The 14,158-nt window shown below is 55.1% G+C and carries 13 protein-coding genes; 6 read left to right on the plus strand and 7 right to left on the minus strand.

Annotated features, from left to right (window positions below; translation table 11 throughout):
* Nucleotides 1-47: 47 nt before the first annotated feature.
* On the minus strand, nt 48-3,203 hold the full coding sequence (locus tag V8L73_RS06415; protein WP_347254417.1) for an efflux RND transporter permease subunit: 3,156 nt from the start codon (nt 3,201-3,203) through the stop codon (nt 48-50).
* A gap of 22 nt (nt 3,204-3,225) precedes the next feature.
* Entirely contained in the window at nt 3,226-4,422 is a 1,197-nt protein-coding gene (locus V8L73_RS06420) for an efflux RND transporter periplasmic adaptor subunit (RefSeq protein ID WP_027275220.1), read from the minus strand.
* 158 nt (nt 4,423-4,580) lie between these two features.
* On the opposite strand from V8L73_RS06420, the gene acrR reads away from it, so the two are divergent.
* From acrR to V8L73_RS06435, 3 genes are read left to right on the plus strand one after another with little or no spacing between them, the layout of a single operon-like run.
* Nucleotides 4,581-5,225 (plus strand): multidrug efflux transporter transcriptional repressor AcrR, encoded by a 645-nt coding sequence (gene acrR / locus V8L73_RS06425; protein WP_027275221.1) that lies wholly within the window; start codon nt 4,581-4,583, stop codon nt 5,223-5,225.
* Nucleotides 5,226-5,263: 38 nt separating this feature from the next.
* Nucleotides 5,264-5,617 (plus strand): DsrE/DsrF/TusD sulfur relay family protein, encoded by a 354-nt coding sequence (locus V8L73_RS06430; protein ID WP_027275222.1) that lies wholly within the window; start codon nt 5,264-5,266, stop codon nt 5,615-5,617.
* A gap of 32 nt (nt 5,618-5,649) precedes the next feature.
* Nucleotides 5,650-6,174 (plus strand): hypothetical protein, encoded by a 525-nt coding sequence (locus V8L73_RS06435; RefSeq protein ID WP_347254418.1) that lies wholly within the window; start codon nt 5,650-5,652, stop codon nt 6,172-6,174.
* A 14-nt stretch (nt 6,175-6,188) separates the two neighbouring features.
* Here V8L73_RS06435 and rsmS read toward each other — a convergent pair whose 3' ends face one another.
* The 5 genes from rsmS to priC all read right to left on the minus strand — a co-directional run bounded on the left by rsmS (nt 6,189) and on the right by priC (nt 10,648).
* Nucleotides 6,189-6,353: a pleiotropic regulatory protein RsmS gene (rsmS, locus tag V8L73_RS06440; protein ID WP_261831478.1), complete on the minus strand. Its 165-nt coding sequence runs from the start codon at nt 6,351-6,353 to the stop codon at nt 6,189-6,191.
* Between the two features lie 56 nt (nt 6,354-6,409).
* Nucleotides 6,410-7,093, minus strand: a complete 684-nt coding sequence (locus V8L73_RS06445; protein ID WP_347254419.1) for a response regulator transcription factor — start codon at nt 7,091-7,093, stop codon at nt 6,410-6,412.
* A gap of 1 nt (nt 7,094) precedes the next feature.
* On the minus strand, nt 7,095-8,606 hold the full coding sequence (locus V8L73_RS06450; protein ID WP_347254420.1) for a HAMP domain-containing sensor histidine kinase: 1,512 nt from the start codon (nt 8,604-8,606) through the stop codon (nt 7,095-7,097).
* Between the two features lie 53 nt (nt 8,607-8,659).
* Complete coding sequence (locus V8L73_RS06455) at nt 8,660-9,997, minus strand: vWA domain-containing protein (RefSeq protein WP_248616908.1); 1,338 nt, start codon at nt 9,995-9,997, stop codon at nt 8,660-8,662.
* A 114-nt stretch (nt 9,998-10,111) separates the two neighbouring features.
* Nucleotides 10,112-10,648 (minus strand): primosomal replication protein, encoded by a 537-nt coding sequence (gene priC, locus V8L73_RS06460; RefSeq protein ID WP_261831482.1) that lies wholly within the window; start codon nt 10,646-10,648, stop codon nt 10,112-10,114.
* Nucleotides 10,649-10,871: 223 nt separating this feature from the next.
* Between priC and V8L73_RS06465 the strand changes: the two genes are divergently transcribed.
* From V8L73_RS06465 to dnaX, 3 genes are all read left to right on the plus strand, one after another.
* The gene (locus V8L73_RS06465) at nt 10,872-11,285 is read left to right on the plus strand and encodes a DUF454 family protein (RefSeq protein ID WP_347254421.1); all 414 of its coding nucleotides are present in this window, start codon (nt 10,872-10,874) and stop codon (nt 11,283-11,285) included.
* Between the two features lie 137 nt (nt 11,286-11,422).
* On the plus strand, nt 11,423-11,971 hold the full coding sequence (apt, locus tag V8L73_RS06470) for an adenine phosphoribosyltransferase (protein WP_027275228.1): 549 nt from the start codon (nt 11,423-11,425) through the stop codon (nt 11,969-11,971).
* 93 nt (nt 11,972-12,064) lie between these two features.
* On the plus strand, nt 12,065-14,110 hold the full coding sequence (gene dnaX, locus V8L73_RS06475) for a DNA polymerase III subunit gamma/tau (protein ID WP_261831485.1): 2,046 nt from the start codon (nt 12,065-12,067) through the stop codon (nt 14,108-14,110).
* Nucleotides 14,111-14,158: the final 48 nt, after the last annotated feature.

The following is a 14,158-nucleotide window of genomic DNA, read 5'->3' on the forward strand; positions in this document are numbered from 1 at the left end:
CAGGGCCGCATTGCGGCCCTGTTGTTGTTTGCTAAACGGTCTTATCGTTAAGCGCTGTGTTCAGTATTCACCGCATGTGAATGCTCGATGTCTTCACCACGCTTGCTGAAGCGGCGGCGAACGACGACGAAGAACACCGGCACGAAGAAGAGCGCCAGAACTGTCGCACTGACCATCCCACCCAGAACCCCGGTACCTACGGCGTTCTGTGCGCCGGAGCCGGCGCCGCTGCTGATCGCCAGCGGCAGAACCCCGAGCATAAAGGCCAGCGAGGTCATCAGGATTGGGCGCAAACGCATTCGAACCGCTTCCAACGTCGCTTCAACAAGGCCTTTGCCCTCTTTGTCCATCAGGTCTTTGGCGAATTCAACGATAAGTATCGCGTTCTTCGCCGACAGCCCAATCGTGGTCAACAGGCCTACGATAAAGTACACGTCGTTTTCCAGCCCGCGCACGGAGGTAAACAGCACTGCGCCGATGATCCCCAGAGGAACGACCAGCATGACCGAGAAGGGAATTGACCAGCTCTCATACAGTGCGGCCAGACACAGGAACACCACGATCATTGAAATTGCGAGCAGCGTAGGGGCTTGAGAGCCCGCCAGCCGTTCCTGATAGGATGTCCCCGTCCAGTCGTAACCGATGCCGTCCGGTAACTCCGAAGCCAGTTGCTCCATCATCTTCATGGCGTCGCCGCTACTCTTGCCCGGCGCAGCTTCGCCCAGGATTTCCATAGATGGCAGGCCGTTATAGCGTTCCAGACGCGGAGAACCGAACTCCCAGTGAGCGCTGGAGAAGGCGGACATCGGCACCATTTGGCCGTTAGCGCCGCGAACGTACCAGTTGTTGATGTCTTTCGGCATCATGCGGTACGGCGCCTGCGCCTGCACGTAAACCTTTTTGACGCGGCCGCGATCGATAAAGTCGTTCACGTAGGTGCCGCCCAGTGCGGTAGACAGCGTCTGGTTAATATCGCTGATGGATACGCCCAGCGCCTGCGCTTTTTCATGGTCAACGGTCAGTTTGAACTGTGGCGTATCTTCCATGCCGTTTGGACGCACCTTAACCAGCAGGTCAGGATGTTCGGCAACCTTGCCCAGCAGTTCGTTACGCGCCTGAGTCAGCCTGTCGTGGCCTAAACCGCCCTGATCGATAAGCTGGAAGTCAAAGCCGGTTGCCGTACCCAGTTCAACGATAGGCGGCAGGTTAAACGCAAGAGCGATACCGTCCTGAATTTTTGCAAAAGATCGCGATGCACGTTCAACGATGGCGCCGACCTTGTTCTCGTCGCCTTCGCGCTCGCTCCAGTCTTTAAGGCTGACGAAGGCCAAGCCGGCGTTTTGCCCCTGACCGCTGAAGCTGAAGCCGTTAACGGTGAACACGGATTCAACGTTGTGCTTCTCTTCATTCAGGTAGTAGTGGGTCACCTGATCGAGCACCTTTTGCGTTCTTTCCTGAGTCGCGCCCTGCGGCAGCTGGACGAGGTTCATGAATACGCCCTGGTCCTCATCCGGAAGGAAAGAGGAGGGCAGGCGCATAAACATGAAGACCAGGCCGATACACAGAACCAGATAGATAAGAATATAGCGACCGGTGCTGCGCAGGATGTTAGCGACGCTGTTGGTATAGTGGTGCGTGTTCTTCTCAAACAGGTTGTTGAACCAGCCAAAGAAGCCCGTTTTGACCTCATGGTGGCCTTTCTCAACCGGCTTAAGAATAGTGGCGCACAGCGCAGGCGTCAGGATCATCGCCACCAGTACGGACAGCACCATGGCGGATACGATGGTGATGGAGAACTGGCGATAAATCGCGCCGGTTGAACCGCCCATAAAGGCCATAGGGATAAATACGGCGGACAGCACCATGGCGATACCGACCAATGCGCCCTGAATTTGCCCCATCGACTTACGGGTTGCTTCCTTCGGCGGCAGGCCTTCTTCCGCCATGATCCGCTCGACGTTTTCCACCACCACGATGGCGTCGTCCACCAGCAGGCCTATCGCGAGCACCATGGCGAACATCGTCAGGGTGTTTATCGAGTAGCCGAAGGCCGACAATATGGCGAAGGTACCTAGCAGAACGACCGGTACGGCGATGGTTGGGATCAGAGTGGCGCGCAGGTTCTGTAAGAACAGGTACATAACCAGGAACACCAGCAGGATGGCCTCAACCAGCGTTTTTACCACCTCGTTGATAGAGATCTTAACGAACGGCGTCGTGTCGTAAGGGTAAACAACTTCCATCCCAGCCGGGAAATACTTCGACATGTTGGCCAGTTCGCTTTTTACCGCGTTAGCGGTATCCAACGCGTTTGCGCCGGTAGCGAGCTTAATGCCCAGACCGGAAGCCGGCTGCCCGTTAAAGCGTGCGATAACGTTGTAGCTTTCCCCGCCCAGCTCGATTTCAGCCACGTCTTTCAGACGAACCTGAGAACCATCCTGATTGATTTTCAGCAAAATCTTGCCGAACTCTTCAGGCGACGTCAGGCGCGTTTGAACGATGATGGAGGAGTTCAACTGCTGGCCTTTGACCGGCGGCGTACCGCCTAACTGGCCTGCGGCGATCTGGTTATTCTGGATCTTGATGGCGTTGTTGACGTCAATCGGCGTCAGCGAGTAGCTGTTGAGCTTGTTGGGATCCAGCCAGACGCGCATGGCGTACTGAGAACCGAACAGCTGAACGTCACCTACGCCGGAGGTCCGACTGACGGTATCTTTGACGTTTGAACCTACGTAGTCAGAGATGTCTTCCTGAGTCATATCGCCGGATTTAGAAATAAAACCGGCGACCATCAGGAAGCTGCTGCTGGCCTTTTCAACGCTGATACCCATTTGCTGTACTTCCTGCGGCAGCAGGGGCATCGCAAGCTGAAGCTTGTTTTGCACCTGAACCTGCGCGATGTCCGGATCGGTACCGGCTTCGAAAGTCAGAGTAATGGTAGCGCTGCCGGACGAGTCGCTGGTTGAGGACATGTACATCAGGTTATCGATACCGTTCATGTTCTGTTCGATAACCTGAGTCACGGTATCCTGTACCGTTTGGGCGTCAGCGCCTGGATAGTTGGCGGAGACCGACACCGCCGGAGGGGCGATGGTCGGATACTGGGCGATCGGCAACTGTATGATCGCCAGCAGGCCCACCAGCATGATGATTATGGAGATTACCCAAGCAAATATTGGGCGATCGATAAAAAATTTGGCCATCTGCTACACTCAATATGAATTATTACTTCGCTTCGGGCTTAGCGTCGCCTTTAGGAGCTTCGCCTGTATTTGGCTTATCGGAAAACTCCGATGCGCTGACCTCTACCCCTACTCGAATCTTCTGCAGACCGGTAACGATCACTTTTTCTCCCCGATCGAGCCCGCCGGTGACCAGCCAGTTGCTGCCGACGGATTGGCCGGTAGTAATGACTTTCTGCTCGACCTTGTTATCCTTATTTACCACCAGCACCGTCGCTTCACCGCGTTGGTTGCGGGTTACGCCCTGCTGAGGAACCAGGATAGCGTCGGGGCGAAGGCCCTGTTCAACCTTGGCGCGAACGAACATGCCCGGCAGGATCTGGTTTTTCGGGTTAGGGAAAACCGCGCGCATAGTGATTGAACCGGTCGTTTCGTCAACCGTGACGTCTTCGAATTCCAGCTTGCCCGGAAGTTCGTAAACGGTGCCGTCGTCAAAGACCAGGCTGACCTGAGCCTTAGCGCCTTTATCCTTCGTCAGAGTGCCGTTGGCGAGCTCTCTTTCCAGCGCCATGTAGTCATTGCTGGACTGTGTAACGTCAACGTAAATCGGGTCAAGCTGCTGAACGGTCGCCAGCGCAGTCGTCTGGTTCGCGTTGACCAGCGCGCCTTCCGTCACGTTGGATTTACCGATGCGTCCCTTAATCGGCGACATCACCTTGGTGTATTCGAGATTGATGCGAGCGGTGTCCAGCGCGGCTTTCGCCGCCAGTACGGCCGCGTCGCTCTGACGGGCTTTGGCTACGGCAGTGTCGTAATCCTGACGGCTGATAAAGTTGGTGCCGACCAGCGGCTTGTAGCGTTTAACCGTCAGGTTATCAATATTGGCCTGCGCCTGCGCCTTGGCTAAATCGGCCGCTGCGCTGTCGTAGGTTGCCTGATAAGTTGCCGGATCGATTTGATACAGAGACTGGTTCTCTTCGATCATGCTGCCTTCGGTAAACTGACGCTTCAGGATGATTCCGCTTACCTGCGGGCGGACTTCAGCAATGCGGTACGCCGCTGTGCGTCCTGGAAGTTCAGTAGTGATATTGACGGGCTGCGATGCGATAGTCACAACCTCAACTTTAGGTGCAGCCCTCTGAGCGCCATCTCCCGACTGGTTATCGCATCCCACGAGCGCCAGACTGCTTGAGAGCATTAGCGCTGCTGCCAGAGGCTTCAGTCCTCTGTATTTACTCATAGATTAACCTCAAATTTTCAATATCAGTTACCGTAAATATAGGCAAGTATGCTTGGGTAACCACATAGTTAGGATAAATATTTCAGCGTGCTATAATACAAACATTCATGTATGTATGTAAGACATGGCAAAACCACACCGCACAAAAGCATAAAATAATGAGCCGCAATACAAAACAGCAGTCATTGGAGACCCGACAGCACATCCTTGATGCCGCCATGCAGGAGTTTTCCCGCAAGGGGGTCACCAGCACGTCTCTTAATGATATCGCTCTGGCTGCTGGCGTCACGCGCGGTGCGATCTATTGGCATTTCAAGAATAAAGTCGATATTTTCACGGCGATGTGGGCTCAGGTAGAGTCTAGCATTGATGACGTAGCCCTGCGATATAGAAATGAGTTTTCTTCAAACCCAATGCAGGCGCTGCGGCAAACGTTAATCTACGTTTTGCAGCTCACGGAAACCGACGCTCGTCGTAAAATTTTACTGGGAATATTATTCCATAAGTGCGAGTTTGTTGGCGAACTTATTTCGCTACAACAAATACATCAATCCCTTTATTTACAAAACGAAGAGAAGATTGAAAGGGCGCTTGCGGAATGCGTTGAATGTGGACAATTGTCCGATACGCTGGACCTGCGCTTGGCCGCTATTTCCATGAGAGCCTATATCTGGGGGCTTATCGGCAGCTGGCTGTTCATGCCGCAGGCCTATAGCCTTGAAAAAGAGGCGCCCAGGCTGGTCGATGCCTATCTGGATTCTCTAAGACAAAGTAGCGCGCTGAAACGAGTAGTGACAGAATAAGAGGCCATCGCGTTTGGCCTATTACCAGGAGTAGCTCAATGCAACGTATTTTAGTTATCGCCAACGGCGCGCCTTACGGCAGTGAACTGCTGTTTAACGCGCTGCGCCTGTCTATTGCGCTAAAAGAACAGACCGCCGGGTGTGAGCTGAAGGTCTTTTTAATGTCTGACGCCGTCAGCGCCGGGCTTTGCAATCAGCGTCCCCATGAGGGCTATCATCTTCAGCAGATGTTGGAAATTCTTACTGCGCAGGGCGTGGCGATAAAATTGTGTAAAACCTGTACCGACGCCCGCGGCATAAGCGCGCTTCCTCTGATTGACGGCGTGGAGATAGGTACGCTGGTCGAGCTGGCGCAGTGGACATTGGAAGCCGATAAAGTCTTGACGTTTTAACGCCGGCTGAGCCCAGGCGTTCAGGAGCATGGATGAATCACGCGACTCCCGCCAGAACGGCGCTTAGTCAGCTGGCGCACATTATTATCGTACTGGTGCTGTTATTGCCATTGTGCAGTCAGGCGCTGGCGTTCCTGTGTTCTATGCTGGTGGATTCCAGCTGCTGGTTTAGTCGTGATTTGACCTATGACGCGACGCTTTTGTTAAGCCGCGATACGCAGGTAGATTTGACCAAGTGGTTCTGCCTGGTGATTTTTTGCCTGGGCGTGCTTTTTATGGGGAGCCTGTACGGTAAGCATGCGGCGCTGCCCGTACGCCGCTGGCTTTGCTACGGCCCGTTTGCGGCGTTTATTGGCTATAGCGCCGTGATTTATGGGCTTTCGGTCGGGTTTTTCGGCTCGTTGAAGCAGGAGGCGATCGAAGCTGCTCTGCTGCCGTTTTTCTGGCGCCATGCCTTTTTCTATGAGCCGACGCTTTTAGCGCTAATGGCCTTTTTAACCTACGTGCTGTTTACGGCGGGTGTCCTGCTCGCTCGCTTCCGTCGACCCGTTCTGTAGGCGACGCTTTTGGATTATTTGCCGGCCTTAAGCTTGTCCTGAAAGTCTTTTTCCACGATCTTCAGCGCCGCCAGCACGGTAGCCGGCGCGATATCGTGCGTTTCCAGCAGGTAAATCAGATCAACGGCCAGCTTCACTTCTTCCGGCGCCTGCTCCAGCGGTGTGGGCGATGGGTTCATCGGTATATCTCAAATTGCGGACAGAAGGGCATATTAACCGATCTCAAGGGCGAGCGTTACTCCTGATAGCGATAGCCGGAGCCGTGAACGGTTCTGATCAGCGTTGGAGCTGCTGGGTCAGGCTCAATGAGCTTACGCAGCCGCGATATGTGCTGATCCAGCGTTCTGCTATTGGGCATGTGGTCGCAGCCCCAGGCGCAGTCAATTAGCGCGTCTCGCCCGACCGCCTGGTTTTTATGCTGGTACAGGTAGGTAAGAAGCTTGATGTCTCTTAGAGAAAGCTCGATCGTTTGGCTTTGCCGCCTGGCGCACAGCTCGGAAGGAAACACCTCCAAATCGCCAAAGAGAAAGGGGATGTCCGGTGCGAAGCGCTTTGCCCTCAGGCAGCGGCGGGCGATGGTTTTTATCCTTGCCCGGACTTCGTGAATGCCAAAGGGCTTATTGATGTAGTCGTCGGCGCCCAGCTCAAGGCCCAGCACCTTATCTATCTCTTCTCCTTTGGCTGATAAAAAGACGACCGGCGTGTGTTCATCCAGCTCCCTGATGGCCTTACACACCGAGTAGCCGTCCATTTCCGGCATCATGATGTCCAAAATGACGAAGTCCGGCCGCTCGTTTCGGTATAACTCCAGCGCGACTTTGCCGTTTTCAGCCGTAAGTACGTCGTAGCCTTCTCGACACAGCATGTCTTTCAGGCCGTTGCGAATGTGAAGGTCGTCTTCTGCAATAAGTATTTTCACGCTATGCCTCCGTGCCGCGGCGCGGCAGGGTAAGTATAAACGCCATGCCCGCATCCAGATTTTCTGCCCCAAGCGTGCCGGACAGGCTTTCAGCCAGCTGCCGGGCGATGGTCAAACCGATCCCCGTACCGCTTACGCCCTCTGTAATGGTGGACTTCACGCGATAAAACGGCTGGAAAATAGCCTTAAGCTCCCGCTCCGGCAGGCCGTTGCCATAGTCCCTGACGCACAGGTAAACGTATTCATCGTCCTGCCTTACGCGAAGCTCAACGCGCTTGCCGCTGGCGGCATATTTTTCGGCGTTGCTGAGCAGGTTGCTGATAATTTGAGTTATCCGGTCGACGTCGCTGTAAACGCGGATGTCGCCTTCAGCGTACAGATGCAGCGCAATGCCTTTAGCGTCAAAGACCGGCGTGAAAATTTCTTTAACCTGCTCCAGCAGACGATTGACGTCGACTTCCTGTCGGTTGAGCTTGGGCGCTTTAGTAAAGGTCAGCACGTTTTGAATTAGCCGGGAGAGCCGCCGACTTTCGCTGACGATGACGTCAACGTAATGGACGTGCGGACTCTCTTCTTCCTGTGCGATTTCCTTAAGCATCTCTGCGTAGAGCGTAATGTTGGTCAACGGCGTCTTCAGCTCATGGGAAACCTGCCCGACGAAGCTGACCTGCTGGCGAGCAAGCAGCGTTGCTCGGTTAAATTCGCGATACAGAAGAAACGCCACGGCGATGACGGTCACCACGATAAAAGCGATGAGGGCCAATCCCGCATAAAACAGCCCGGAACGGTCTTCCGCCGCGGCGTAGTAGTCTATCTTCCAGTTATGCAGGGGGAAGGGGAGCGCCTGACTATAGGTTGGCTGCGTCTGCCGGTTTAGCTCTCCGCTGGGGGCGTATTGGTATAACAGCTGGCCGCTGTCGGATAGCGTGAATCCGTCCGGCGCATAGTTAAAGTCAACGTTGGCGATAACGTCTGCCAGCAGCTTGGCGTAGCTGAGCTTGATGCCAATCGTCTCATCTGCGTTTTTTTGCCAGTAGAGCAGCAGCGGATGGCCGTTTTCCTGCATCAGGTACCAGCCTGCGTCCGGTGTTTTATCGTCTGAGCGGTGCTGTTTGCCGATGAGCTGCGATGGGTCCTGAAGCACCGGCGTCAGGGATTCAATAAAGCGAGACTCTTTTTGGCTGATGGGTGAATGAACGTCAGGAAAGGCCAGCCTGCCGTTTTTGAGTATAAAAATCGCCTCGATGTCGCTGTCTTGGGCTATCAGCGCGCGAAGCGCATCGGGATCTTGGCTCAAATAGGCCAGCATCGCGCTTAGACGAACCTGCTTGTGGTCCAACTGCTGCAGGATGAAGCCCTCAGTCTGCGCGACGCGGCTTCTGGCCAGCTGCTCGGCCTGATAGGCGCTGACGGTTTGTTCCTGATTGAGCGTACGAAAGCCAACGCCGCCGATAAGTACCGTCAGCAGCAGGGTGATAAAGATAAACAAATAAAAAGGGCGTTTGGCTTTCATTCCTTCTCCACGCGTAAAACGACGGGCCAGCTAAGCCCGTCGTTCGCTCAACGCTACTTCGACTGCTGTTTTTGCGTCTTGTAGGTGCTTTCCTTCAGGCTCTTGCGCGAGGCCGCTTCGCCTTTGCTTTCAAGTTCGGTTACCAGACGCTTGTTGTCTTCCTGATTGGTCAGCGCTTTGCTTTTGGCCGCCGGGCTGCTGACGGAGTCGTACAGCGCGCCCATGCTGGCGGCGTTGCTTTGCAGGATCTGGTTGGCCTCGTCCTTCTTACCTGCGTCTAGCAGCTTGATGGCGCGCTCGTTTTCCAGATTGGCCTTCTGAATGGCGGAGTCAACGACGATCTCTTCCTGCATCGCCGCCTTTACGGCCTTCTCAGACTTACTGTAAGCGATATCGACGCGGTTGTTAACGCTATCTTTCTGCTTGGTTTGCAGGTTGTCGTAGGTGACGGAGACGTCAGCGACCGGCTTTTTCTCATTCTCTTTGCCTTTGGGGGGCTCAAGCTCCAGCAGAACGTACTTTTCCTGGTTGGAGTAAAGCTGATTGAGCTTGACGGTGACCTGATTGCCGGTGATGTCGCCTTCGCGGCCCAGCAGGCGCAGAGGCTTGACGCCTTCCTGCAGGCGAATAGTGACGGTCACTTCCTGCGCGACGACGGACATGACGTCTTTAAATTCTTTAATAAAGGCCGCTTCCAGATCGGAGGATTTCTCCACGTACGCGTGGTTGCCGTCGCTGTAGCTTGCCAGCGCGGCCATCAGGTCTTCGTTGTAGCTGGTGCCCAGGCCAATGGTCGTGACGGCGATACCCTGTTTGGCAGCGACAACGCCCAGATCGGCCAGCTCTTTGGTTGAGCTGGGGCCGACGTTGGCCTGCCCGTCGGACAGTAGAATAATACGGTTAACCTGATCCTTCTTCAGGTTCTTGTTGACCTCCTTTATTCCCTTGCTCACTCCGGCGAACAGCGCGGTCCATCCTTGAGGCGTGACCTTATCGTTGATTATCTGGATAAGCTTCTTTTTATCGGTGGCCTTGGTGGCAGGGATAAGTACGTGAGCGTCATTATCGTAGGCGATGATAGAAATGATGTCGTCATCCTGCAGCATGTTGACGGCCAGAATGGCCGCTTCTCGGGCTTTTTCTATCCTGTCGCCGCTCATGGAGGTTGAACGATCAATCACCAGCGCCAGATTGATTGGCGTGCGTTTGGAGGCATCCCGCGTATATCCGGTAAGGGACACCTTCAGATAGTTGTTCTCTTTGCTATTTTCTAAGATGACCGGCGACGCCAGTTCGGTTGTCACGTTAACGTGAAGCGGTACGGGAGAGACGGCGAAGGCCGAAGCGGACAGCATGGCCAACGAGGGCAGCAGATATTTCAGATTCATCATATAACTCCTTTTATTGAGGGTGCTCCGTCATTATTGGGCAATGATGTTTCGAGTTGTCTGTTTCATGCATCAAGATGTAACAAAATGTAAATTATGCCGCGTAAACGGCACGGGCTATCCGCCGTTCTCACGCTGGGCTATTTGTCTTTCTATCTTGGTCAGCGCCTGTCTGCATCGCATCAGGCGACCTTCCAGCGCGGCAAGCTCCTTCTGGATCTGCTGCTGGGCTGCGAGGGTGGTTTGCCTACCCAGCAGGCTTTCCTTATCGCGCCGCATGGCAACTAGCCTGCGCTCATAGTCCTGATGGCGCGCCAGCGTTTGGTAGATATCCTGTTCTACCTTGACGTTAAAGGCGTTTCGCTCGCGAACGGGCAGCGTCGCCAGCTCTCTTTGCAGGGCGCTAATTTGGTCTACGATACGTTCGGCAAGAAAGGCGACCTGCTGCAGCGCGCGCTTTTCCGCGGCCTGAGTGAGTAGGGCAAGATTGTTCTCCACTTCCGCCAGACAGTGGCTTAAGCGAGTATCGCGGGTATTAAACAAGCGATCATCAAAGCGAGGCTGTAGAACGGCGGCGGCCGGCGCGGCGGCAACGGCGGCCGCCAGCTGATGAACCTGTTTTTGCAGCGTCTGTAATAGGGCTCCGGTATTCATGAGGCTCCGGCCAAGGCGAGTGATAAAGGTATCGGTTATCATATCCCAGACGGCAAGGATGGAGAAAGGGCGGATATTTTTACGGGCGGATTGAGAATCATTTACTGGTATGGGCCTTGGTTTTTGATTACGCTAGGCATCATGATGTGCGTAGTTTGCATATAATTCAGATACGCGATCGGATATATGATTTAAGGACTGCGGTTAACGACGATGCGGCGCTATGTATAAGCTTTTTCTTCTCTGTCTTGGATGGCTATCTATCGGCCTTGCCGCGCTTGGCGTGCTGTTGCCGATACTGCCGACTACGCCGTTTTTACTGCTGGCCGCCTGGTGCTTTGCCCGCTCTTCCCCGCGTTTTCACGATTGGCTGCTGTATCGTTCCTGGTTCGGTCCCTATCTTAGGCACTGGCAAACCTACCGCGGTCTGCCGCCCGGCGCAAAAAGCAAGGCGATTTTGCTGATTATCTGTACGTTCGCCGTTTCTCTGTGGCTGGTTTCAATGCTGTGGGTGCGCGTACTTTTGATGGCGATCCTCGTCGTTTTGCTAACGTTCATGCTGCGCCTGCCGGTTGTGGATGTGAAAAAGCAGCAGGCCGCGGCGTCGGAGAACGACGGCGGGATCCCTCCGGAATAATTTATCAATTGTGATAACTAGCGGTTGCATTTCCCTGCGCCTTTGCATAGATTTGAGCGTTTTTCGTTGGTAACCGCGTGTGATTAATAAACGGCTACCCGAAGCCTGCGGTTAATGAGTACACGGACACTGAATTTATGACGACAATTGAACAGCATCAATTAATTAAGGACAGCATTGTCACTATCCCCGACTACCCCAAGGCGGGGATCCTGTTTCGCGATATCACTACGCTGTTGGAGGATCCGGCCGCCTTTTCTGCGACTATTCGGCTTATCGTCGAGCGTTTTAAAGATAAAGGCATCGCTAAGGTCGTCGGCACTGAAGCGCGCGGCTTTTTGTTTGGCGCGCCGGTAGCGTTAGCGCTGGGCGTGGGCTTTGTTCCGGTACGCAAAAAAGGAAAGCTGCCGCGTGAAACGCTGAGCGAAACCTATGCTTTGGAATACGGCACCGACGTGCTGGAAATTCACGCCGACAGCATTAAGCCTAACGAAAAGGTGCTGGTGATTGACGACCTGTTGGCTACCGGCGGTACGATTGAAGCGACGGCCAAGCTGATTCGACGCCTTGGCGGCATCGTTCACGATGCGGCATTTGTTATCGAGCTTCCTGAACTGGGCGGGCGCGAGCGTTTGGCCTCTTTGGACATCGAGTGCTATAGCCTGGTCTCTTTTGACGGTCACTGATCCACGGTCGCTAATTGACGACAAAGGTCGTCGTTCAAAGGCGGCCTGTGGTAAGATGCGTCTAACCGTGTTAACTGACTTTGCCTTATATCGATGAGCTATCAAGTTCTGGCGCGTAAGTGGCGCCCTCAAAGCTTTGCAGACGTTGTCGGTCAGGAGCACGTCCTGACCGCCATCGCCAACGGCCTCTCGCTCGGGCGAATTCATCACGCATATCTTTTTTCCGGCACGCGCGGCGTGGGGAAGACCTCGATCGCCCGCCTGCTGGCGAAGGGGCTAAACTGCGAAAGCGGCGTGACGGCGACCCCCTGCGGCAAGTGCGCCAACTGCCGCGAAATTGAAGAAGGGCGATTCGTCGACCTGCTGGAGATCGACGCCGCTTCCCGAACTAAGGTCGAAGATACCCGCGAACTGCTGGACAACGTGCAGTACGCGCCGGCCAGGGGCCGCTTTAAGGTTTATCTTATCGACGAAGTTCACATGCTCTCCCGCCACAGCTTTAACGCGCTGTTGAAAACGCTGGAAGAGCCGCCCGAACACGTTAAGTTTCTGCTGGCGACTACCGATCCGCAAAAGCTGCCCGTCACGATCCTTTCCCGCTGCCTGCAGTTTCATCTGAAGGCGCTGGACGTTGAGCAGATTAAGGGGCAGTTAGAGAAGGTCCTGCAGGAAGAAAAAATCCCATCGGAGCCGAAGGCGCTGAGCCTGTTGGCTCGAGCGGCCCAGGGCAGTATGCGCGACGCGCTAAGCCTGACCGATCAGGCTATCGCCATGGGCGATGGCCGAGTGGAGACCGAATCGGTCAGCGCGATGCTCGGGACGTTGGATGAAGAATACACGCTTTCTCTGATTGAAGCGCTGGTGCATGCCAACGGCGAAGCCCTGATGGCTCAGGTCAATCAGATAGCGGCTAAAGGCATCGACTGGGAAAGCCTGCTGGTAGAGACGCTGGCGCTGCTGCATCAAATCGCTATGGTTCAACTGCTGCCCTCAGCGCTCGATCCGCTAAAGCATAACGAGCCGCGCATGCGCGAGCTGGCCAGGCAGATAGCGCCGCAGGATTTACAGCTTTATTACCAAACCCTGCTGGTCGGCAGAAAGGAACTGCCCTACGCGCCGGATGGCCGCATGGGCGTAGAAATGACGCTGCTGCGCGCGCTGGCGTTTCATCCGAAAAGCGTCGGTACGCTGGCCGAAGCCGTTCCTCAGCCGGTTCCGACCTCTATTTCTGCGCCTCCCGTAAGCGGCGCTGCGCCAGTCAATCACGCTTCATCGGCGCCGCAGCCGCATAGAGCGGCGCCAGCGCACTTTGTCGACGAACGCCCGCCAGCGCCGGCTCCTGAGGCCTACGTAAACCCAAGGCCAATAGAGCCGCCGCCTCGTGAGGCGCCGGTCGGAAACGACGGCGCGGCCAATCTGCCGCCGGCGACGGCCCAGATGCTTCAGGCGCGCAGCCAGCTGCGGCGTCAGCAGGAGAGCAGCGAAACAAAAAAGAGTAAGCCGGCCACGCCTGCGGGAGTGAAGCCGGCATCCTCTGTGCTCGAACGTCTGGCGGCAGCAACAGAGAATAAGGGCGAATCTCCGACGCGATCGGTGAAGTCGTCCAAGCCTGAAGGAAAAAAAGAGAGCTATCGCTGGAAGGCCCAGCACGACTTTGAGGCCGTAAGCCAGCAGGTGGCTACGCCAAAGGCGCTGCGCTCCGCGCTTGAGCACGAAAAAACGCCCGAACTGGCCGCGAAGCTGGTGGAAGAGTCCCTGACGCGCGACGCCTGGGCGGCGGAGGTTGCGGAACTTACGCTGCCGAAACTGGTGCAGCAGCTGGCGCTGAACGCTTTTAAACAGCAGGTGTCAGAAAGTGAAGTCTGTCTGCATTTAAGACCGGGGCAGCGGCATCTCAATTCGGCATCGGCCCAGCAGGCATTGGCCGAAGCGATGAGCCAGCGGGCAGGGCATGCCATTACCCTGACGATCGTCGAAGACGACGATCGTTCGATAAAGACGCCTCTCGAGTGCCGTCAGGCAATCTACGAAGAGAAGCTGGCGCAGGCCAAGACGTCTATTATCGAAGACGGCCATATTCAAACGCTTTGCCGCTATTTTGACGCCGAGCTGGATGAAGACAGCATCCGGCCCGTCTGAGGCAGAGTTTGGTTTAACGTAACTATAATCCCTTAGCAAAGAGAGAGA

It is taken from the genome of Leminorella grimontii (assembly GCF_039789245.1).
GTDB lineage: Bacteria > Pseudomonadota > Gammaproteobacteria > Enterobacterales > Enterobacteriaceae > Leminorella > Leminorella grimontii.

What these genes read in the sequence shown, in the direction of transcription:
- acrR (WP_027275221.1), top strand. Translation starts at nt 4,581, where the DNA reads ATGAGCCGCAATACAAAACAGCAGTCATTGGAGACCCGACAGCACATC.
- dnaX (WP_261831485.1), top strand. Translation starts at nt 12,065, where the DNA reads ATGAGCTATCAAGTTCTGGCGCGTAAGTGGCGCCCTCAAAGCTTTGCA.
- rsmS (WP_261831478.1), bottom strand. Translation starts at nt 6,353, where the DNA reads ATGAACCCATCGCCCACACCGCTGGAGCAGGCGCCGGAAGAAGTGAAG.
- apt (WP_027275228.1), top strand. Translation starts at nt 11,423, where the DNA reads ATGACGACAATTGAACAGCATCAATTAATTAAGGACAGCATTGTCACT.
- V8L73_RS06450 (WP_347254420.1), bottom strand. Translation starts at nt 8,606, where the DNA reads ATGAAAGCCAAACGCCCTTTTTATTTGTTTATCTTTATCACCCTGCTG.
- V8L73_RS06465 (WP_347254421.1), top strand. Translation starts at nt 10,872, where the DNA reads ATGTATAAGCTTTTTCTTCTCTGTCTTGGATGGCTATCTATCGGCCTT.
- V8L73_RS06415 (WP_347254417.1), bottom strand. Translation starts at nt 3,203, where the DNA reads ATGGCCAAATTTTTTATCGATCGCCCAATATTTGCTTGGGTAATCTCC.
- V8L73_RS06420 (WP_027275220.1), bottom strand. Translation starts at nt 4,422, where the DNA reads ATGAGTAAATACAGAGGACTGAAGCCTCTGGCAGCAGCGCTAATGCTC.
- V8L73_RS06435 (WP_347254418.1), top strand. Translation starts at nt 5,650, where the DNA reads ATGAATCACGCGACTCCCGCCAGAACGGCGCTTAGTCAGCTGGCGCAC.
- priC (WP_261831482.1), bottom strand. Translation starts at nt 10,648, where the DNA reads ATGAATACCGGAGCCCTATTACAGACGCTGCAAAAACAGGTTCATCAG.
- V8L73_RS06430 (WP_027275222.1), top strand. Translation starts at nt 5,264, where the DNA reads ATGCAACGTATTTTAGTTATCGCCAACGGCGCGCCTTACGGCAGTGAA.
- V8L73_RS06455 (WP_248616908.1), bottom strand. Translation starts at nt 9,997, where the DNA reads ATGATGAATCTGAAATATCTGCTGCCCTCGTTGGCCATGCTGTCCGCT.